Origin of the sequence: Mesorhizobium sp. ESP7-2 (genome assembly GCF_020164715.1) — a bacterium.
In the GTDB taxonomy this organism is placed as follows: Bacteria; Pseudomonadota; Alphaproteobacteria; order Rhizobiales; family Rhizobiaceae; genus Mesorhizobium.
In genome coordinates, this window is record NZ_JAIUGQ010000033.1 from 1 (window position 1) to 20,507 (window position 20,507).

Here is a 20,507-nt window from a genome sequence, read left to right on the forward strand (position 1 = left end):
ATCGCACCAAAAGAGAGGAACGACGATGTCGAAAAGCTCACCGGAAGCACAACCGATTAAGATGGCAAGATAAAAGGCAGCAATGTGCTGCGTGTCTGCGGTCGTTTATTTTCAATAACTTATGGTTCCATTTTGCAATGTGCAGGTCTAAATCACACATTGCTGCGACGGCGTTTTTCGATCTGTTTCAGGGGCTTGGCAAAGTGTGCGCCGGTCAGGTACGTCGCGCGTTCCGTCACTCACGCTATGAGAATAGTCGAATGCGAAGGACTCGCCTCCGTAGGCCGGCTACTTCGAATTTGGGAGCACGACCAGCATTTGACGCCTTTTGCGTTTGCGCGATGAAGGCTAACCATTAGACGGGGCGTGGGGGGGAAAGATGCTTCTAACGAAATGGAGCGAACGAACGGCAACGCATGGATTCAATCTGGCCTGGCTGCCGCATAGTGGCGTGCGCCAGTCGCTACTTCCGGGCATCAGCAATGCCATCCTGCGGTTTGGGCTGACGGCGGCAAAAGTCAACGGCGCTGTCACAACCAAGGTCGATTCGGACCGAGAGTTCCGGTTGCTCGGGGGAGGAGTTGCATGAGCCCACCGCGGCCGACAGAGGCCGGCGTTCGAACGCTTCTTTTCCGCATCACCGATAATGCATTGTACGTCGCTAATCACGGACGGCGGTTTGACCGCCGCGGCGTCATATCAATTTGCCGCGAAAACTTGAGCGCCAAGGCTGCCCGTGGATTCGGAGAGACGCTCGACGACGTGTCCGACAGGAAACTTGTGGACGCGATCCGAGAGCGGCGTCTTGAGGTCTACCGGATCGATCGTGACCAACTTCAGGAGGACGCAAACCACGAGGATGAGACGAGCCGAGACTATGCGGGACGATCGCTGTGGGAGTTGCTGCAGAATGCGGACGACGCGCTGGCTCCCAGCGGGACGAGCTCGGCGGATCTTATTGGCGCAAAAGGCCTGGGCTTCAAATCCGTCTTGGAGATAAGTGATCGTCCGAGTATCCATTCGGGCCCATTCGACTTTGGCTTCGACGCAGAAATATCCAAGGCTGCGTTGGAGGCGATCCAAGCCGATGCGCCCCCCCTGACATTCAGGCTGCCGCATCGGATCGAGCGCGATAAAGAGGCGGCCGGTCTGATCCGTGCCGGCTATGCCACGGTCATCCGCCTGCCGTTCAGATTAAAGGGCAGGGATTCAATCTTGGCCAGGCTCGAATCCTTGGATCCTCATTTTCTGCTTCTCTGCCGCCACATTGACACCGTGCTCGTGGAGCAGCACGGCCAGCAAACGATGAGACTGTCCGTCGCGCGCCAACGTGGCGCGACGCTGCGGAACTCACCGGCCATGCTGTCGATCATGCGGCGAGACGTTGTCGTCTCGAGCGAATGGCGTATCTGGAGCGCTCTTGCCACTGCTCCATCAGAGCACTCGAAGAGCCTCAGCGCCGCCATCGCGGTGCCAATCCACGACGGGATTGCCGGTCCGGCCGCCGCGGAAATCCCTGTACACGTCTTCTTCCCGACGACAGAAACTATTGCTGCTAGGTTCCTCGTACACGGCTCGTTCGCCCTTACTAGCAACCGGAACAGCATCCGTGCTGATAACTACGATCCGTTGGTGCGGGAGCAGCTTCAAGGGCTCGTCCTCCAAGTCATCCGCGACATTCCAGCGACCTCGGCCGTAAGGCTGTTCGCCGACATCGTCCGTGCGACGAAAAGCGGTCGCGTTAAGCGACCGGATCGGCTCATCCAGCAAGCAATCGCCCGGGCGGTGACTGAGGCAGACTTTATCCCTGTGCTCGGTGGCGGAAAGGTGAAGCCGGCCGAATGCAGGGTTTGGGAGCACGAGTTCGACGGTATCGTGCCGTCAAAACTGGCTCGCGAGAATAGGCTCGCTGTACCGGCGCTCACGCCCGTCTTCGGCGAACTAAGGTCTCCATTCGATGCCCAGCCGCTCCGACCGGTCGATTACGCCGAGATTCTCGGCCGAACGAAGGCATTGAGCCTTGATGCTGCTGTACAGGCACTGAGAATTGTCTACTCAGCTTGCCTAGCATCAACGCAGCAGAACGCGGTCATGCAGACGCTCGCGCATGCGCAGATTTGGCCGACTGCCGAAGGGACGTTTCGTGCGCTCAATCAGGCGCCGGGTCTGCTCCGCCATCGGCCGGAGGAATGGCCTACATGGCTACCGGCCGACACGCTTCATCTAGACGCCGAAGAGCTGTTGAACGGCTACGATTCGGCTGCAACCGCGCGCTGGGCACCGTTGCTTACGGGTCGGTTGCTCCAATCCGCAGACGATTGGCTCAAGCGCTCTTTGGTCGCGATGCTCAAGGCCTGGGGCGACGAGGATTGGGAAGCACACGGCTTCGAGACCCTCGGGCTGATCGAGAAATGGGTGAAGGTGCCGGAGTTCGGCCTCCAAGAAGCCTTCGTCGAGCGCTTCGAGGATACCAGTGTACGCCATGCACTGGCCAGCGTCGTGCGGGTGCCGACAAAGGACGGTTGGGTACCGGCGGTCAAGGCGTATGCGAACCGTGACCTAGGCGCGCCCCCGGAGCTTGCCGCGTACTTCAAAGGAGTTTCCGATCGCTACGTCGTCGGGATGCCCCGCCAAGCAACTGTCCTCTTCGGATTGAAGCGATGGAAGGCGCTTCTGCGATTTCTCGGCGTGGCATGGGAGCCCAAAATCCAGCTGGTACCACGAAATGGTTCGCTGAGGATGGATCCGGCCTACTCACGGTTCTGGCAGTCGTTGACGGATCGCGGCCTAAATTACATCAATCAGGAATGGTATGTTGAGCACTTCCCCGCGGCACTCGAAGGTCTTGGGCCTTCGCACGTCGCAACCTGCATGATGACGCTCTCTACCGCGGCGGCGGGACTCTTCGCTCGGTGGCGCAAGACGAACAGCGCTGACCGGACCCATGCGCCTTCGCCCTTCACTTCGTTTGCCAACTACCAGATGCGACAGGAGCGCTATCTTCCGCAGCGGCCCTTCGGCGGGCGCCGTGGCGATCGCCTGGCGCCTCATGAACTGTTCTGGCCCGGGAAGGGCGTACCGGGGATAACGCCGATTCTCGACGTTGGCACCACCAATGCTCTGAGGCGCGCCGCCTCGAAGGCGACCTTCGTCGACCGCCTCGGCGTCCGGAGCTCCTTGCCGACCGATTGGGCCACCTGGTGCGCTTGGTCCGACAAGGTTCTAGCAGACATTGAGGCCGGCGAGATCCCGTCGCCGAAATCGGTGCGCGATTTCTATGATGCCCTCCTGCGCACCGCAAGCCGTCCCAACGGAACGTCGAAGATCACAAGGGTTGCGGCAATACGGCCAGGACAACAGGACGAGGTGGTCGTCGAGAAGTCGGCGAACACGCTTTGGATCGACAAAGGCCGCTTCGAAAACCAAGAGGTGCTCAACGGCCTTGGGCTGCTCGGAAAGGCGATCCTCCCTGTACGCCTAGAACGAGGTATGGGTGCGGTCCAGGCGCTCGGTGTGCGCCCAGCGTCCGAGTTACTTGAGGTGGAGCCAAGCTATGAGTCAGCTCCTGAAAGACGCACGAAATTCATGGAGAGCAGGGTGGCAAGCCGACGCGGGGCGCTTGCCGCCATATGCGCGACCAAAGCGCAGCCACTGAAATCTATTCCGCGCCTGATCGCGGTTCAAGATCTCCGGCTCCGTATCTCGATCGAGGGTCAGCTGCTCGCCGACAGAAGCTCGGCGTCCTACAACAACGGGACCGAGTGGCTCATCAGCCTCCAGGCCCCGGATCAATGGGAAGCTGTGGCGGCGGCGTTAGCTGAGGGCTTTGGCGGCCACGCTGCGGACCTGAAATACCGGTTCGCGAAGGTTCTCAAGGCGCGGCGCGACGAAATCGCGGCCATCCTTGCCGACGACGGTATCCCGGGATACCGGATCAAAGAGGCCATGTATGATTTTGAAGAGGCCGGGGATGAGGAGGACGACACCGACGGCGGGGCCGAAACCAACGTTCCCCAATCAAGTACTGACGACGAGAGCGAAGGTGACGGTGCCCAGGGTCTCGATTCGTTCGATGACGAGGAAGACGAAAGCGAAGACGGCACATCGGAGGAGGACGCCTCCAGCGTGGACGACGGTCTCAACAAGAGAGGCGACCTTGGGAACGACAACGCCCGTCGCTCTGGTGGAGGACGGCCTAAGGGTCATTTGACCCGCAAGAAGCTGTTCGGTGGCGGCCGCAATCAAGATGAGCAGGCGAGACGGACGGGACGCGAGGCTGCCGAAGTCGCCAAAGCCGTGGCCGCCCGGGGAATGCGGGCGGAGGCGTGGCTCATGCAGCAAATCGTTCACAATCTAGATACCTCTTGGTTATGCACGGCGAACGTCAGAGACGATCGGTTGCGCGAGACCGACGTCCTTCTGTCGCGAGCTGGCGAGGAATGGCACATCGAGGTGAAGAGCTTAACCGCCGAACGTCTTTACTGGTCGGAGCTGGAGCGTGAGAAGGCCGAGCGGCATGCAGATCGCTACTTCATGGCACTGCTCGTTGAGAACAGCGACCGTTCCTACTCAGTCCGGTGGTCTTGGGATCCGCTTCGCGACCTGGCTTTACTGGAGCGCCGCGTGGAGTGGCTCTGGGATGCGGCGATGGAAGGTCCTTCACTACGTGACGGCTGGCGCATGGAGGCGGGTGTTCGCTGGCCCGAACGCCGAGCAGATCGGTTTGTGCACGTCGTGCGGGTCACACAGGAAGATTTGAATGACCTAGAAGAGGACGATCCAAGCTTAGATCGTCTCAGGAGAAGGATCGGTGATTCGACCGGGGATGGTGTGTAAACGGCGGAGAAACAAACTGATCGATGGTAATCTGCATGTGCGGAATCCAATCAGCTTGTCAACCTAGTGGTGCCCATGCCCCAGCTTCGCACTGGCCATCTGCCCACTGCATCCTTTTCCTCTACCGTAAAATGAAAATCCTTGATCCGATGTGCCTCGAGACGTGGCAGCATGTCCGAAAATTGCTCCCTTGTGACCTCGAGGGAGAGGCTCAGCGATGGCAGCTCAACGGTCTCAAAAAGAGCACCCGCATCGGGGTGTTCCGTCTTCATGGGCGTGGGGGCCATGATCATGACGATTCCAGGCCATCTGAATGCTGTATTCGGCATGATGAGCGATGCAGCCAGTATGACATAGGTGAACTCAACCGATTGGCGCGGCGGGCCTGGCTGCACGATCTGGCCAAAATTGACGTTGGCTGAGCCGACGATCTCTCCTCGCCATTCTCCGGCAACCAGCGGCGGTAGCTTAAGGCGGTTGGTCTTTGGGCGGGCTGTCATTCCGATCGGGTTCCTTCCAGAGGGCTGGGCGATACCGGTATCCGCCTCGTCAAGCCTGGGAGGGCATCAGTCCTCCGAGCTGAAGCGACGAGCCTGGCGCAGACTACTGCATCGCTGATCAACTCTGGCATCTTTCGCGCCAACATCGTGGCAGATGCCGAATCCGCTCGGTGGCAGTTCCCAAGAATTGCCCATATAAAGTTGCGCGGGGCGCCGTCAGATCCCTTACAGGAGCGAATAGTTGAACGAACAACCCGAAGCCCAGTCGGTCGACCTAGTCGAGCTGACTGCCGAAATTGTGTCTGCCTATGTAAGCAAGAATCCCCTGCCGGTCGCAGGGCTACCTGACCTCATCGCTTCAATTCACTTGTCCTTGACAGGTGTTGGTCAGCCATCTGTGCCCGAAGCGCCGAGGCTGGAGCCAGCCGTCAATCCGAAGCGATCAGTGTTCCCTGACTACATCATCTGCCTTGAGGACGGGAAGAAGTTCAAATCGCTGAAACGCCATCTCGGCGTGCACTATGGGCTGACGCCAGACGAGTACCGGGCCAAGTGGGGGCTGAAGTCTGATTATCCCATGGTGGCGCCGAACTATGCGGCCCAACGATCGGCGCTCGCCAAGTCCAGCGGGCTTGGCCGCAAGACCGTCGCCGCGCCTGCCAAGAAATCAGCACGCCGGAAGGCTTGATTTTCGTTCAGCCGCAAGCAAGGCACTCTGGCCGAAAGGCAAGCTGCTGTTCCAGAGGTCGCGAACGTAGCGCCAGCGTTCGACATGAGGCGCGAAGTCGCCGCTCGCGCGCTACAGCGCCGTTTGATTGGCGCGCTCGCGAGCGGCTTGCGCCCAGGTATTCCTATGAAAACTGGCTAGGGTTAGTCACTCGGCTTGACCAACTCCAAGTGGCTTACACCTAGCGCCTGGGCAAGTTCGTAAAGGGTGATCACCGTGGGGTTACGCCGACCGCGTTCGAGGCTGCTCAAATATTGCTGACTGAATCCAGAGCGTGCTTCTACGTCCTCCTGCGTCAGGCCTTTCTCCCGCCGAATACGCGCGAAGTTTTTTCCAACCAGCTGACGCATGTCCATGCGTCGGACAATCGAGGTTTACACACTTTAAGTTTATCAACTATAATATGTATTCTCATGGCGGGAGACTTGCCCCACGGAAGGAGCCCATGCTGTGGCAGCGAAAAAGTCGACTGTTCTCGCCGCAACCGGCGACGATACGGAATTGCAACGGGGAGCCCTACGCGATCCCGCGCTTCTGCTGGTGAGCGATTGGCAAATGGCTCGGTACATCTCCCTGCTGCTATGCCGCGTGCAGCAGCGGTTGGAGAGCCAAATCATGGTCAATCCCGGAATTCAGGGATTGACACCAGATTCCCCGGCGGGAGTTCAAGACCAGACAGCACTCGCTCTCGGCGGTCGATGGGACTATGCAGTTGCGCGGGAGGCCGAGGTCCTTGCGATGACCGAAGCTCTCAAGCTTCAGGATTCGCTCCCCGAAGTCGCGGCAACGTCGCTCATCGGCGTCATCGCCAAGTTAGAGATGATCGTCGGCGCTGATCGGGATATTGGTGACCCTACCGATTTCCCGTGGCCGCACATCGCTTCCGTACTTGATGACTTAAAAGCGATCGCGGGAAGCTTGCCGGTCGGTAGCCGAAGCCGGGAAAGGACGCGGAGCGATGTTGCCAAGCATTGGGAGTCTGCGGTCAAGCTGGTCGCGGCGCTGAAAGAGGAAGACGCGGCGGAGTTCAGTGGCTAAGTTAGAGGACACTGAAGCAACGGCATCCGTCGAGAAAACTTTCCATGATTTGAATGAGGCGACGCATTTTCTACCCAACTGCTAGGGTCGAAAGTGGACCGTGAGCCATAGTTGCGGGAGAAGGGACTGGCTTTTAAAATTCCCAATTTCCTGATACTTTAGCTGTAATGGCCTCTTAAAGCGAACAAAGGGTTTTTACTCGGCCACTGGTCAGAGCACGGGAGGGAGCACATGCGCCGCTATGATGGATGCCTCGTGATTGTATCGCTCTTCCTATTGATGCCAATCTCATCTCCATCCTCAGCCTTCGACATTTCCGTAGGTCCTGTGAGAGTTTGCGACACCTGTGGCGGCGGTGTAGTGGGCGGAACTCGTATCGATCCGACTCTTGGTGCTGTTCCGGTGATTGGAGTAACTGTTCAGCAATTCGGCGGCGACACCCTAACGACAATTCAGAAAGCTGCCAACGACACTGCCCGGACCTTGAAAAAGGCCAATGGCGACGTTCTCGAAACTGTGAAGAAGGCTGGCGAGGACACTGTTCGCACAACATATAAGGCAGCAAACGACGCAACGGCAACTTACGTCAAGGCATGGCGTGACGTCGGTAATCAGGGAAAAGAAAGCTTCGACGATGCCGTCGACGCGGGAAAGGCAGTGGGCAACTTCGTAAAGAACCAGGCCAACGATCAGCTCACGCAGGCAGCCGCTGCGGCTAAGCGCCTTCGGGACGGAAAAGTTGTCGACGCGATGTGGGGGCTCGGAACTGAGAAACTACAGTCAAGCGAGAAGAATTTTTCCAAAGCAACGCAGGAAAGCAAGGTCATCAACGCTGCTGCTGCCACTGCTGCTGCTACGTACGGGGGGCCTGCTGGCGCTGCCGCCTATGCTGCCTGGTCGACTTACCGCCAGACCGGAAACGCTGACATGGCACTCCGCGCTGGGCTCCTAGCCGCGCTCACCTCGCAGACCGGCGCAATCAGTGACATGCCGACCGGTACCACCGGCGAGATCCTAAGAAAGTCGGCTGTGGCTGGTGCCGCAGGAGGCTTGGCAGTTGCCGCTGCCGGCGGCGACGAAAAAGCGATCAAAGACGGATTTCTAAAGTCGGCGGGCGCCGTCATCGTTCAGGCTGGCACGGACAAGGTGACGGCCTATTCTCCGGAAGCCAAAGACGCCTTTGATACCGTTCAATGCCTGTCGGCCCGAGACGTTGACTGCGTCTCGAAAACGACGTGGGCCCGAGACGCACAGGGAAAGATTCTTGAGGAGATGCCGAGGATCGATATCAGCAAACTTGATCCTAAGGACTATACAGGCACTTGGAGCCAGATTGACCCTTCGTCAGCGGAAGGACAAGTGAACGCGGCTGTCGTGCAAGCGTCGAAACTTCCAAATGCGGAGGCAATCCCTCTTCTGAACAACCAGTGGGTACTTACGTGGACGCTAGGTAAAGAGCAGCAGCTCGAGTCCTCGAAGCCCACGGTAGTGCTGACTTACGTCGGAGATGATCCGCCATTTATTTCAGAAGTCAGCTACGACAAATCTGATACTGCGGTTAGTTTGCAATCCGCAGTGGAGGACACGAGGCCGGACACGGGCAACAAATTAGTCGCCTACTATGCAAAACCCGCTGATCGGAATCGAGTAATCGATGCGCTTGAGAAGAACTCGATTCAATACACAAAAATTGAGTATATTGGGCCTGAACACGCGAAGGCGCTGTCAAACGCACTTATATGCGGGCCAAATACGCGGGTAGGAGATCTGAAAAAAGTCGCAAACTCGTTAATCAATGTCGGCATCGACATAAAGTATATAGGCACGAAGTCGACAAATAGACCGGGCCAAATAGCTATATTGAACCTGCAGAAGAATAAGTTGACGGTCAACAATAAAAATATAACGCGTAAGCAAATAAATGATCTTTCAGAATGCCCAAAATCGCTCAAGAACGAGTGAGCTGTAGTTCAGTATGTGAGTTAGCTGTGGCGCTCACGTGCAATTTTATGCGACTTCCCGTCACGCGTTGTGCATGAACGCACGCCATTGGATTCGAAAAAGGTCTGATCCGCCCCAATTCACTGGCTTTCGAGATTGCCGCCGAGTTCGCCATTTCGGCCTGGCGACACTGCGGTGGAAATGGAAGAGTTCTTGGCAAGCCAAGACCTGCCTTGACCTCACAGGTGATGGTCTAGCTCCGGCCTTTGGCCACCCGGGGTTACCGCCATACCAAAGATGAGGGCAAGCACCGATGTCGGGTCGTGGCGGCCGAAGTGCTCGCCTGGAGGCTGAAGCGTTAAGCTCGCATCGCCAAATTTTGCAACTGAGCGGCTAACGACGTGCAACGTTCGACAACGCCAACCAAGTCCAGCAGGATCAGCCCTTTTCGAGCAGATTTGCCCGGAATTGGACGATCCTGGCCGGTATTTCGTCGAAACCTGGCTCAAGCCGGCCCGCTCGGAGGCGGGCACTGAGTCCTGCCGCATTCCCTATGATGACGAGTAAAGGCAGGGAGCTTAGACAGCGTCACGGCGCATCCCGTGTTGACCAGGTGTTGACCAAGAGGAAAACAGAAAGGGCCACCGTGAGGTGGCCCTGATCTAAATGCTTAATTTCCTTGAGGAAACTGGAGCGGGTGAAGCGATTCGAACGCTCGACCCCAACCTTGGCAAGGTTGTGCTCTACCCCTGAGCTACACCCGCTCACACGGCGTCTTGGCCGCAAGCCGGGCCTATATGGCTGAAGAGCGCGGCGATTGCAACAGGGAATAACAGGCTTTTTGCAACCTCCCGAACGATGCCGGCAAACCGCTTGCGATGGGCCGATTTCATCGCCCCTTGCGCGACGGTCTTGCGCCGGCCGCCTCATTGGCCGTAAACGGCAGGCCCGAGAAACGGTCGAGAAGAAGATCGATGCCGAAGACCGAAGCCGAACTGATGGCCTTTCTTGCCGAACTGGGCATCACCGTTTCGACGATACGCCATCCGCCGCTCTACACAGTGGCCGATTCGCAGGCGCTGCGCGGGGAAATCGCCGGGGGACACACCAAGAACCTGTTCCTGAAGGACAAGAAGGACAATTTCTTCCTGGTCACCGTCGGCGAGGACGCGGTCGTCGATCTCAAGCAGATCCACCAGGTGATCGGCGCCGCCAGCCGGGTTTCCTTCGGCAAGGCGGAGATGCTGATGGAGCTTTTGGGCGTCACGCCGGGCGCGGTCACCGTCTTCGGCGTCATCAACGACAGGGAAAACAGGGTCAAGCTGGTGCTCGACAAGGATTTGATGGCGCATTCCGTCATCAACGCGCATCCGCTGACCAACGAGGCGACGACATCGATCGCGGCGGCCGACCTCATTAGATTCGTCGAGGCAACCGGGCACGATGCTGCTATCTTGAAAGTCTAGGCATGATCGCCACATGGATGGCGAAGCCGATTTCCAATTGAGACAAGGCGCCGAGCCGGGCTGGCGGCGCGACCGAAAGGGTGACGAGATGAGCGACAACAATCCGTTTGGCGGATCATTCGGAAACAATGGCGGCCAGTATGCCACCACGGTGCAGTATGGCGGGTCGGCGCCAGCGAAGGCCGCGCTTGGCGATGCGCCTGCCGGCCCTGCATCCGGGGATGTCATCAAGGACACGACGACCGCCGCCTTCGCCGCCGACGTCATCCAGGAATCGCGCCGCCAGCCGGTGCTTGTCGATTTCTGGGCGCCGTGGTGCGGACCTTGCAAGCAGCTCACCCCGCAGCTGGAAAAGGCGGTCAAGGCCGCCGGCGGCAGGGTCAAGCTGGTCAAGATGAACATCGACGACCACCCCTCGATCGCCGGCCAGCTCGGCATCCAGTCGATTCCGGCGGTCATCGCCTTCAAGGACGGCCAGCCGGTCGACGGCTTCATGGGCGCCGTCCCCGAGAGCCAGATCAACGAATTCATTACCAAGGTCGGCGGCAAGGGCAATGGCGCGCCGCCGGTGGCCGAGGCGCTGGCCGCGGCAGCCGAAGCCCGTGATGCCGGCGACATGCAGGCCGCAGCTGACATCTATGACGCCATCCTGGCGCAGGCGCCGGAGACGGTCGAGGCGATTGGCGGGCTGGGCGACCTGTTGTTCGAGGCCGGCGACACCGAGGGTGCCGAGGCGCTCCTGGCAACAGCGCCGGAGGCCAAGAAGGATGCACCGCCGCTGGCTGCCCTGCGCGCCAAGATCGCGCTGGCCGCGCAGGCGGCGGCGTTGGGCAATCCGGCCGAGCTCGAACGGCGCTTGGCCGAAAACCCCAAGGATCATCAGGCGCGTTTCGATCTGGCCATGATCCAGAACGCCAAGGGCGATCGCACGGCAGCCGCCGACAATTTGCTGGCCATCATCAAGGCCGACCGGAGTTGGAACGAGGATGGCGCCAGGACGCAGCTGCTGCAGCTGTTCGAGGCTTGGGGCATGACCGACGAGGCGACGCTTGCGGCGCGCCGCAAATTGTCGGCATTGCTGTTTTCCTGAGCCGGTTGTCGGTTGTTTTGTCGCACGGGCTTGTGGCGTCGGGCCCGAGCGCCAGATAGACAGGACAGGATTGACGCTTCGCAATGAAGCGATCGGAGGAACGAGGTGCAAGCGGGAAACGCGCATTACCGGCTCGCCAAGGATTTGCCGTCGACGATCCCGATCTTTCCGCTCGAGGGGGCGCTCCTGCTGCCGGGCGGCCGCATGCCGCTCAACATCTTCGAGCCGCGCTATCTGCAAATGGTGGACGAGGCGGTCGCCGGCTCGCGCCTCATCGGCATCATCCAGCCCGGCCTCAATGGCGCATTGCGCGAGGACGGCGAGCCGGAGCTTTGCAATGTCGGCTGCATCGGTCGCATCATCGCCTTTTCAGAGACCGGCGACGGCCGCTACCTGATCTCGCTGCAAGGCGTGTGCCGGTTCCGCATCGCCCACGAGCTGACGGTCAAGACGCCGTTCCGCCAGTGCAAGCCGGCGCCCTTCCTTGCCGATCTGGACGAGGATCAGGCGGCTGATGAAATCGACCGGCCGGCGCTGCTGCGAGCCTTTCGCGCCTATCTGCAGGCCAATGATCTGGAAGCCGACTGGGAAAGCGTCAGCCGCGCCGAAAACGCCATGCTGGTCAACGCGCTGTCGATGATGGCGCCCTACGGACCGGCCGAGAAGCAGGCATTGCTGGAAGCCGCGGACCTGAAGACGCGGGCCGAGACGCTGATCGCCATCACCGAAATGACGCTGGCGCGCGAGAATGAGGATTTTGGTTCGAGCCTGCAGTAAGGTGAACGCAGGCCTGAAGCTGGAAAGGGGACGCAATGGCGGATGGGCGTGACGGAAAGAAAACCAGCGTCGACCCGAAGCTGCTGGAACTCTTGGCCTGCCCGCTGACCAAGGGACCGCTGGCCTGGGACCCCGAACGTGGCGAGCTGGTCTCGCGGATCGCCAAGCTCGCTTATCCCGTGCGCGACGGCATACCGATCATGCTTCCTTCGGAGGCGCGGACCATCTCGGCCGAGGATGTGCTGTCGCCGCCAAAGCTGGGTGGGCCGGGCAGTTCAGCGTCATAGAGCGTGGCCGGACATTGAGGTCGGTGTTCTACGGCGCCCCCCTCTGTCCTGCCGGACCCGGCCCTTCGCTGTCGCTCCGGGCGTTCGTTATTCGGAAAGCCAAGCAATTGGCTTTCCGTCCGCTTCGCGGACCACTCCTCACCCCCTCAAGGGGGGAGATTGGCAGTTTCATTGACGGCGCTTCTCTGCCAACGTTGGAAATTGGTGAAAGCCGAAACAACAGCCGATCTCCCCCCTCGTGGGGGAGATGCCCGGCAGGGCAGAGGGGGGCGCTGTCCCGCCAGCGCTTGATGACGAAGGGCAGGCCTACTGAAAATTGCGCCCTTTGGGCATGACCCTTTCCGCTTCTTCCGACAGCATAGCGAGGTCCTGTCCGGCTTTTTGTATTGCGGGCCGTATCGCGGGTTGGCTGGAGCGGTCCGAAGGATCGGCGGCTGGCGGTGCGGCTGCACTGACCTTTTCCAGGAGCACGGTCAGCCAGGGCGTCAGGTCCTCGATCTTCTCGGCCACGATATGGACGACACCTGATTCCGACTGCAGTTTCCCGCTGACCTTGACGAAGCGCGCGCCCATGACGATGGGCCGGAAGCGGGTAAAAGTTCTTTCCCAGAAGATGACATTGGCGACGGCCTTGTCGTCTTCCAGCGTGAGAAAGATCGCATTGCCCTTGCCGGGGCGCTGGCGCACCAGCACCAGCCCGGCAACGGAAACCCGCCTGCCGTCGCGCACGGACGGCAGGCTGGCATTGGGGGTAACGCCGGCGCGGTCGAGCCGCTCGCGCAGGAAGGCGACCGGATGCGCCTTCAGCGACAGGCCGAGCGAACGGTAATCGTGGATGACATGCTCGCCGAGCGGCATTTTCGGCAGCTTCGTCTGCGGCTCCAGCTCGCGCAGGCCGAGCGCCGGCTGGTCGAACAGCGGCAGCTTCTCGGCGGCACTCTTGCCGTCGAGCGCGCGGACCTGCCAAAGTGCCGCGCGGCGATCGAGACCGATGGACCGAAAGGCGTCGGCCTGCGCCAGCTTCTCGATCTCGTCGACATTGAGGCCGGAGCGCAGCCAGACATCCCGGACGGTCGAGTAGCCGGCGCCGCGCCGCTCGACGAAAGCCTCCATGCGTTCCTTGGAAAGTCCCTTGATCTGCCTGAAGCCGAGCCGCAGCGCATGGCTTGTCTCGATGACACCGCGCATTTCGGCATGGCGCGGCAGGATGCGGGCCGGGTCAAAAGGCGCCTTTTCCAGGGTGCAGTCCCAGACGGAGAAATTGACGTCGACCTCGCGGATGTCGACGCCATGGTCGCGGGCGTCGCGCACCAGCTGCGCCGGCTGGTAAAACCCCATCGGCTGCGAGTTCAGGATCGCGGCGCAGAACACGTCGGGATAGAAGGTCTTGAACCAGCAGGAGGCGTAAACGAGCAGCGCGAAGGATGCGGCGTGGCTTTCGGGAAAACCGTATTCGCCAAAACCCTCGATCTGCTTGAAACAGCGCTCGGCGAAATCCTTCGTGTAGCCCTTGCCGACCATGCCGTCGATCATGCGCTGGCGGTAATTGCCGATGGTGCCGGTGCGCTTGAAGGTGGCCATGGCGCGGCGCAATTCGTCGGCCTCGCCCGGTTTGAAACCGCCGGCGACGATCGCGATATTCATCGCCTGTTCCTGAAACAGCGGCACGCCAAGCGTCTTGCCGAGGATCGCTTCCAGTTCCGGCTTTTGATATTCGGCTTCTTCCTTGCCTTGCCGGCGACGCAGATAAGGGTGGACCATGTCGCCCTGGATAGGGCCGGGGCGTACGATCGCCACCTCGATGACGAGATCGTAGAATTCGCGTGGCTTGAGACGCGGCAGCATCGACATCTGCGCGCGCGACTCGATCTGGAAGACGCCGAGCGTATCGGCACGGCAGATCATGTCATAGACACGTTGGTTCTCCGCCGGGAGCGTGGCCAGCACATAGGGCCGGCCAAATTCATCTCGTGCCTTCGGATAATGGTCCGTGAGCAGCGTGAAGGCGCGTTGCAGGCAGGTCAGCATACCGAGCGCCAGCACATCCACCTTCAGGATCTTCACCGAATCCAGATCGTCCTTGTCCCATTCGACCATCTTGCGCTCGTCCATTGCCGTCTTGACGATGGGCACGATCTCGTCGAGCCGGTCCCTGGTGATGACGAAGCCGCCGACATGCTGGGAGAGATGACGGGGGAAGCCCATGATCTCGTTGGCGCGTTCCATCACATGCCGCGATATGGGATCGCTGCGGTCGAGGCCGCCGGCCCTTGCCTCCTTCTCGCCGAGTTCCGAGGTCGACCAGCCCCAGATCGATCCGGAGAGCGACGCCCGGACATCCTCCGACAGGCCCATCGCCTTCGACACTTCGCGCAGCGCCGAACGGCCGCGATAGCTGATGACGGCGGCGGCAAGGGCGGTGCGCTTGGAGCTGTATTTCTCGTAGATGTACTGGATGACGGTTTCGCGCTTTTCGTGCTCGAAATCGACGTCGATGTCAGGCGGTTCGTTCCTTTCCTCGGAAATGAAGCGCTCGAAAAGCGAATCGATTTTTTCCGGCCCCACTTCGGTGATGCCGATGCAGAAACAGACGACCGAGTTGGCGGCTGACCCACGCCCCTGGCAGAGAATATCCTTGCTGCGCGCGAACTTGACGATGTCGTAGACGGTCAGGAAGTAACGGGCATAGTTGAGGCGCTCGATCAGAGCGAGCTCTTCCTTGATGCGCTTGGTCACGGATTCAGGCACACCTGCGGGGTAGCGGATGACCGCTCCCTCCCTTGCCAACCTTTCCAACTCCGCCTGCGGCCCGAGGCCCGATTCCGTCGGCTCGTCGGGATAATTGTACTGGAGGTCGCCGAGCGAGAAGGTCAGCTCTTGCGCAAAACGCAGCGTCTCCGCCAGCGCCTGCGGATGCCTGCGGAACAGGCGCGCCATTTCCAGCGGCGGCTTCAAATGGCGTTCGGCATTGGCGGTCAGTTCCAGCCCCACCTCGGCGACCGGAATATTGAGGCGGATCGCGGTCAGCACGTCCTGCAGCGGGCGGCGTTCGGCCGTGTGATAGAGCACATCGTTGGTCGCCATCAGCGGGATACCGGTGCTCTGGGCAAACGCGGCCGCCTGCTCGATCCGGAAGCGGTCATGGCCGGCATAACAGGGCGACACACCGAGCCGCAGGGCCCTGCCGAAGCGGTCCTGGAGTTGGCGGAGCAAAGCCAGGCTGTCCTGCGCGCGCTGCTCCAGATCGGGCAGGACCGCCAGCGACGTCCGGTCCCCCCATTCGAGCAGGTCGTCGCGCCGGAGCAGGGTGGCACCCTTTTCGGTCTCGTCACGCAGATTGGCCTGGGTGAGCATGCGGCACAGATGCCCCCAGCCCTTGCGGTCCCTGGGATAGGCGAGAATGTCCGGCGTGCCGTCGCCAAAAACCAGCCGGCAGCCGGGGTGATAGGCAAGCTTTTCGACCTTGGCCTGCTGCCAGGCGCGCACCACGCCGGCCACGCTGTTGCGGTCGGCGAGCCCGATCGCGGAGAAGCCCATGAGCTTGGCCGCGACCACGAGCTCCTCCGGCTTGGAGGCACCGCGCAGGAAGGAGAAATTCGACTGGATGCCGAATTCGGCATAGGGGATGACGGTCAGCGCGTTCATGCGAAGACCCCGTGCATGAACCAGCGCGGCGGGATCCGCGAGACGCCACCGTAAAGGCCTTGCCGGTAGAGCCAGTAGCGGCGGCCATCGGCATCCTCGATGCGGAAATAGTCGCGTGTCGATGCCGCCGGATCGCCTGGCGCCTCGCGCCACCATTCGGCGGCGATGCGTTCGGGACCTTCGGCACGGGTGACGCGGTAAAGCGCGCGGCGCCAACGGAAATGCAGCGGCGGTCCCTCCGGCATTTCGGTGGCCGGCACATCGATGGGCTCGGGCGCGCGGAACAGCCGGATCGGCCGTTCCGGCGGGAAAATGGTCATCGGCGCCTGCATCCTGTCCGGCTTCCTCGGCGGCGTGGTCCGGCGCGGCGCCTCGCTGAACGGGACGATGGCGACGGCGCGTTCGGGCAGATGGCTTTCCACGGGAACCGGCTGCAGAACCGCGCCCTCGCCGAGGCGGGCGCGGATACGGTCGGCGAACAGGGCGATGTCGGCGCCGTCATCGGCCGCTTCACCGGTCAGATCGGTCTGCTGCGTGTCGAAAGCGGCGACGGCCAGCACCGAGAGGCGCACCAGGTCGAAGCCATAGCCGGCGTCGATATGCTGCTCGAGTGCTGCCAGCCGCTCATGGAACAATTTCCGGATCAGCAAGGGTTCGCGCATCGGCCGCGAGGTGCCGAGCGCGATGCGGCTGACGGCGCCGTCGACGCGAAAGAGCAGCAGCGCCAGCGTCCGGGCGCCTTCGCCGCGGCGTTCGAGGTCGGCCTTCAAGGTCGTCGCCAGCATGCCCACCAGCCGCTCTATCTCTTCCGTCAGCGTGACGGGCTCGGCGAGATGGCGTTCGACCGAAAGCGGCGCGACGGGAAGGCGCGGTGAGATCGCTTCGTCGAGACGGCCGAGCGCCTGGTCGAGGCGCTGGAGCAGCAAAGCGCCGAAGCGGCGGGCGAGCGGCGCGCGCGGCGCGGCCATGATGGCGCCCGCCGTGCGCAGCCCGACACTTTCCAGGCTGGTCCGGGTTTCCGGCGCTATGCGAAGGGCCGCCAGCGGCAAGGGGGCAAGCAAGGCTTCCTCCTCGCCCGATAGAACGATGCGGTCGCCGCAAAAGCGTGCCGCTGCCCAGGCCGCCCCGGGCGTGCCGGCAAGCCCGGCGCGGACGTCGAAACCCTGGTGGAGGAAGCGCGACAGGATTTCGTCGAGCATGGCGCGTTCGCCGCCGAACAGATGGGTACAACCGGTGACGTCGAGGAACAGGCCGTCGATGCTGTCCAGCGCCACCAGCGGCGTGTAGCGGTCGCACCAGTCGGCAAGGCCCTCGAGCAGGCGCCGGTCGGCCTCCGGATCGGCTTCGACGATGTCGATCGACGGATGCATGGCGCGCGCATCGGCAATCCCCATGTCGCGCTTCAGGTGCAGCGCCTCAGCCCGCTCGTCGAGGGCCGAGATGCGCTGCGCGTTGCCCTGGCGGTGGCTGATCACGAGCGGTGGGTGAGATGGCGACGGATGATCCGACGGCCGGGAACGCCAGGATTTCCCCAGCCGCTGCCGCAGGATCCTTTCGGTCGCGAGATAGGGAAACCACAGGGACAGAATTCTCTGCCCATTCCCGTCTTTCGTCGCCCCTTCTTTCATCGAATCTGCGTTCATCGGGGTTCCACTCCAGTGTGAATTGTCCAGGCAGAGCCGTGCGGCTCTTGCCGATGCTGATGGTGAAGGCGGGGTGGCCGATCGAACCGGCGAGCGGCCCGGCGACCGTGGCGCGCGGCACGGCCGGCGCCGACGCGGCGATCAGACGGACAGGCGCCGCCGTCGGTTCGGGCTCGGCCGCCTGCCGCAGCAGGAACACCGGCCGGCCGGCAGCTTGCGCCCTTGCATGCAGCCGGCGTGTCGCGGTCAGGTCCAGCCGCTGCGGATTGCCGCGGATTTCCAGGATGACGGCGGCAAGCGCGGTCATCCGGGCGGCCTCCTCGGCGACCCACAGCGCATCGACAAGCCTGGGCGCCTCGGAAAACAGCAATTGCCCGGGCTCGATGCCGAAGCAGGCATGCAGCCCCCTGGCGTAGGGAAAGCCGGCTTCGTGGAAAATTTCCGATGTCCCGATCCACAGGATGGGCAGCCCCTGCGCCTGGTTGAGGATCAGGCTGACGAGCGACAAGGCGAAGCCGGCCACGGCTCCCGCGTCGCGGGTTTCCAGCCCATGGATTTCGGTCAAGGCGGCTTTCGGCAGGCCGCCGCTGAGCGCGGCATCGAGCCGCTCGACGCCGATGGGCAGGAAAGCGTCCGGCAAGGCGGCGGCAAGCCCGCGCCGGACGATCGTCAGATCGCTGCCGGCGCCGGCATCAAGGGTCGTCGCCGCCGGCGCCTGCAGGCGCTCGGGCAGCGTTCCCTCGATTTTCGCGATCTGGCGGCGCAGGGTAAAAACAGTCTCCCGCGCCACGGCGGTCATCGCCATGACGGTCAGCTTCCACTCACAATTGTTCCTGTTATGTTCCCTAGGATTCCAGAGCGGTCCGGAAGAGTCAAGCGGAGTCATAAGGAATTTATTCCTGCGCGTATCGACACACGAGTCCGACATCCACATGTCTGCACGTCACCATGGGGTCGTCATACCTGGGCGAAGCAGCCGCGCAGCGGCGTCGGGGAGCCCTGGGATCCATGCCGCGACCTTGGCCGTGAAGTGCAGCGGAGCAAATTCTGCACCCGTGGCAGCGCACTGGAGTCCCGGCATGGATTCCGGGGTCTGCGCCGCGTCGCTGCGCTCCTTGCTCCGCCCCAGAATGACGAAGTGACGGGCGTTTCCTCGCCAATCGCCAACGTATTCGTCAATGAGACGGCGTCACACTTCCGAGGATCAACGCTGACCGCCAAAGGCCAGCCGTGCGGCAAGCCCCGTGAATACGGTTCCCAGCAGAATTTGCGGCGCCCGTTGGAACCGCGTCCGTTTCGACAAGGCAGCGCCGATCCGGCTCGCGGTCAGGATGACTAGGCCATTGATCATCAGTCCGATCAAATTGAGCACGGTCGCCAGCACCAGGATCTGCGCCGCGACCGACCCAGCCTCGGGACGTACGAACTGCGGGAAGAGCGCGAGCACGAACAGTGCCATTTTCGGGTTGAGCAGGTTGGTCAGCAATCCCTGTCGGAAGATGCGTGCCCGCGAATAGCGCGGCAGGCCGGAAACCGGTGCAAATGCCGTTCCCTCGGCGCGGAAGGCCTTGAAGGCGAGATAGGCGAGGTAGGCCGCGCCGGCAAAGCGCACGATGTCGTAGGCGATGGGCGCGACCAGGAAGAGTTGCGACAGGCCGAAGGCGGCGGCCAATGCATGACAATAGGTGCCAGAGGCGATGCCGGCATAGGTCGCCAGGCCCGAGGAGCGCCCCTGGCTGGCACTACGGGAAGCGATCAACAGCATGTCCGGCCCCGGCGTCGCGGTCAGCGCGAGACAGGCAATCGCGAAAAGTCCAAGTGTGGAAAGGTCCGGCATGAAAGCTCCTTGAGACATGGCCGGAACCGACCCCTACGCGATTCCCCGGCATTGGCAAAGGCACTGGACCAGAAATTGCCACGCCATTTGCCTGGGCCAGCGCGAAAGCCTATATGCCGGGAGCAAAGGACAAAGCATGGCCCGCATCTACAAGACCCGCAGCTGGCATGGCGAACTTGCGCCCTCGATGGAGGAATTGGAGTTCCTGGCGCTGGAGGCCTACGCCCATCTGCCGGAGGATTTTCGCAAGTTGACCGGCGAGATCGTCATCCAGATCGCCGAATTCCCGACCGACGAGATCATGGACGATTTGTCGCTGGAGACGCCGTTCGACCTGCTCGGCCTGTTCGAGGGGCGCGGCATCGCCGAACGCTGGAACCCACAGACCGGCGAAGGCCCGAACCGCATCACCCTCTATCGCCGCGCCATGCTCGACTACTGGGCCGAAAACGAGGAATCGCTGGGCGACATCGTCACCCACGTGCTGATCCACGAGATCGGCCACCATTTCGGCCTGTCGGACGATGACATGGAGCGAATCGAAGAGGCGGCTGAGTAGGCGCATCTTCGTCACCCCAGGGGTCTGCGCCGCCTCGCTTTGCTCCTTGTCTGCTCCAGCAGGACGAAGGAGGAGGGCTTTCCCTACTTTCGCTGAGCTGGGTGTCCGGCCCGTATTCCTGAACGTCGATATCCCCGACCATGGCCTGGTCGCAGCGTGGG

15 protein-coding genes and 1 tRNA gene are annotated in these 20,507 nt (G+C 61.6%); 9 read left to right on the forward strand and 7 right to left on the reverse strand.

Annotation, left to right across the window (positions count from 1 at the left end):
* Positions 1-585 precede the first annotated feature (585 nt).
* On the forward strand, positions 586-4,836 hold the full coding sequence (locus LB543_RS24915) for a DUF3883 domain-containing protein (RefSeq protein ID WP_224616028.1): 4,251 nt from the start codon (positions 586-588) through the stop codon (positions 4,834-4,836).
* A gap of 50 nt (positions 4,837-4,886) precedes the next feature.
* Here LB543_RS24915 and LB543_RS24920 read toward each other — a convergent pair whose 3' ends face one another.
* Entirely contained in the window at positions 4,887-5,336 is a 450-nt protein-coding gene (locus tag LB543_RS24920; protein ID WP_224616030.1) for a hypothetical protein, read from the reverse strand.
* A gap of 241 nt (positions 5,337-5,577) precedes the next feature.
* Between LB543_RS24920 and LB543_RS24925 the strand changes: the two genes are divergently transcribed.
* The gene (locus LB543_RS24925; protein WP_224616031.1) at positions 5,578-6,024 is read left to right on the forward strand and encodes a MucR family transcriptional regulator; all 447 of its coding nucleotides are present in this window, start codon (positions 5,578-5,580) and stop codon (positions 6,022-6,024) included.
* A 182-nt stretch (positions 6,025-6,206) separates the two neighbouring features.
* Here LB543_RS24925 and LB543_RS24930 read toward each other — a convergent pair whose 3' ends face one another.
* Positions 6,207-6,419, reverse strand: a complete 213-nt coding sequence (locus LB543_RS24930) for a helix-turn-helix domain-containing protein (RefSeq protein ID WP_224616032.1) — start codon at positions 6,417-6,419, stop codon at positions 6,207-6,209.
* Between the two features lie 94 nt (positions 6,420-6,513).
* Here LB543_RS24930 and LB543_RS24935 point away from each other — a divergent pair, with 94 nt between their 5' ends.
* Entirely contained in the window at positions 6,514-7,101 is a 588-nt protein-coding gene (locus tag LB543_RS24935; RefSeq protein ID WP_224616033.1) for a hypothetical protein, read from the forward strand.
* Positions 7,102-7,332: 231 nt separating this feature from the next.
* On the forward strand, positions 7,333-9,063 hold the full coding sequence (locus LB543_RS24940; protein ID WP_224616035.1) for a hypothetical protein: 1,731 nt from the start codon (positions 7,333-7,335) through the stop codon (positions 9,061-9,063).
* 668 nt (positions 9,064-9,731) lie between these two features.
* On the opposite strand, the gene LB543_RS24945 is transcribed toward LB543_RS24940, so the two are convergent.
* Positions 9,732-9,806 (reverse strand) — tRNA-Gly (locus tag LB543_RS24945).
* 210 nt (positions 9,807-10,016) lie between these two features.
* Between LB543_RS24945 and LB543_RS24950 the strand changes: the two genes are divergently transcribed.
* The 4 genes from LB543_RS24950 to LB543_RS24965 all read left to right on the forward strand — a co-directional run bounded on the left by LB543_RS24950 (position 10,017) and on the right by LB543_RS24965 (position 12,662).
* A complete protein-coding gene (locus tag LB543_RS24950) occupies positions 10,017-10,508 on the forward strand; it encodes a prolyl-tRNA synthetase associated domain-containing protein (RefSeq protein ID WP_224616037.1) in 492 nt (163 codons plus the stop codon).
* An 88-nt stretch (positions 10,509-10,596) separates the two neighbouring features.
* On the forward strand, positions 10,597-11,598 hold the full coding sequence (trxA, locus tag LB543_RS24955) for a thioredoxin (protein WP_224616109.1): 1,002 nt from the start codon (positions 10,597-10,599) through the stop codon (positions 11,596-11,598).
* Positions 11,599-11,703: 105 nt separating this feature from the next.
* Positions 11,704-12,375: an LON peptidase substrate-binding domain-containing protein gene (locus tag LB543_RS24960; protein ID WP_224616039.1), complete on the forward strand. Its 672-nt coding sequence runs from the start codon at positions 11,704-11,706 to the stop codon at positions 12,373-12,375.
* Positions 12,376-12,410: 35 nt separating this feature from the next.
* Positions 12,411-12,662, forward strand: a complete 252-nt coding sequence (locus LB543_RS24965) for a Trm112 family protein (protein WP_140813457.1) — start codon at positions 12,411-12,413, stop codon at positions 12,660-12,662.
* Positions 12,663-12,968: 306 nt separating this feature from the next.
* Here LB543_RS24965 and LB543_RS24970 read toward each other — a convergent pair whose 3' ends face one another.
* From LB543_RS24970 to LB543_RS24985, 4 genes are all read right to left on the reverse strand, one after another.
* Complete coding sequence (locus LB543_RS24970; protein ID WP_224616041.1) at positions 12,969-16,307, reverse strand: error-prone DNA polymerase; 3,339 nt, start codon at positions 16,305-16,307, stop codon at positions 12,969-12,971.
* Positions 16,304-17,782 (reverse strand): DUF6504 family protein, encoded by a 1,479-nt coding sequence (locus LB543_RS24975; protein ID WP_224616042.1) that lies wholly within the window; start codon positions 17,780-17,782, stop codon positions 16,304-16,306. The genes LB543_RS24970 and LB543_RS24975 overlap by 4 nt, the downstream gene beginning before the upstream one ends.
* Positions 17,724-18,755 carry an ImuA family protein gene (locus tag LB543_RS24980; RefSeq protein ID WP_224616044.1) on the reverse strand — a complete coding sequence of 344 codons (1,032 nt, stop codon included), beginning with the start codon at positions 18,753-18,755 and terminating at the stop codon, positions 17,724-17,726. Before LB543_RS24980 ends, LB543_RS24975 begins: the two co-directional genes overlap by 59 nt.
* A 399-nt stretch (positions 18,756-19,154) precedes the next feature.
* Positions 19,155-19,787 carry a LysE family translocator gene (locus LB543_RS24985; RefSeq protein ID WP_140762395.1) on the reverse strand — a complete coding sequence of 211 codons (633 nt, stop codon included), beginning with the start codon at positions 19,785-19,787 and terminating at the stop codon, positions 19,155-19,157.
* A 136-nt stretch (positions 19,788-19,923) separates the two neighbouring features.
* On the opposite strand from LB543_RS24985, the gene LB543_RS24990 reads away from it, so the two are divergent.
* Entirely contained in the window at positions 19,924-20,346 is a 423-nt protein-coding gene (locus tag LB543_RS24990) for a metallopeptidase family protein (protein ID WP_224594420.1), read from the forward strand.
* Positions 20,347-20,507 lie beyond the last annotated feature (161 nt).

What these genes read in the sequence shown, in the direction of transcription:
- LB543_RS24915 (WP_224616028.1), top strand. Translation starts at nt 586, where the DNA reads ATGAGCCCACCGCGGCCGACAGAGGCCGGCGTTCGAACGCTTCTTTTC.
- LB543_RS24920 (WP_224616030.1), bottom strand. Translation starts at nt 5,336, where the DNA reads ATGACAGCCCGCCCAAAGACCAACCGCCTTAAGCTACCGCCGCTGGTT.
- LB543_RS24930 (WP_224616032.1), bottom strand. Translation starts at nt 6,419, where the DNA reads ATGGACATGCGTCAGCTGGTTGGAAAAAACTTCGCGCGTATTCGGCGG.
- LB543_RS24940 (WP_224616035.1), top strand. Translation starts at nt 7,333, where the DNA reads ATGCGCCGCTATGATGGATGCCTCGTGATTGTATCGCTCTTCCTATTG.
- LB543_RS24950 (WP_224616037.1), top strand. Translation starts at nt 10,017, where the DNA reads ATGCCGAAGACCGAAGCCGAACTGATGGCCTTTCTTGCCGAACTGGGC.
- trxA (WP_224616109.1), top strand. Translation starts at nt 10,597, where the DNA reads ATGAGCGACAACAATCCGTTTGGCGGATCATTCGGAAACAATGGCGGC.
- LB543_RS24965 (WP_140813457.1), top strand. Translation starts at nt 12,411, where the DNA reads ATGGCGGATGGGCGTGACGGAAAGAAAACCAGCGTCGACCCGAAGCTG.
- LB543_RS24970 (WP_224616041.1), bottom strand. Translation starts at nt 16,307, where the DNA reads ATGAACGCGCTGACCGTCATCCCCTATGCCGAATTCGGCATCCAGTCG.
- LB543_RS24980 (WP_224616044.1), bottom strand. Translation starts at nt 18,755, where the DNA reads ATGGCGATGACCGCCGTGGCGCGGGAGACTGTTTTTACCCTGCGCCGC.
- LB543_RS24985 (WP_140762395.1), bottom strand. Translation starts at nt 19,787, where the DNA reads ATGCCGGACCTTTCCACACTTGGACTTTTCGCGATTGCCTGTCTCGCG.
- LB543_RS24990 (WP_224594420.1), top strand. Translation starts at nt 19,924, where the DNA reads ATGGCCCGCATCTACAAGACCCGCAGCTGGCATGGCGAACTTGCGCCC.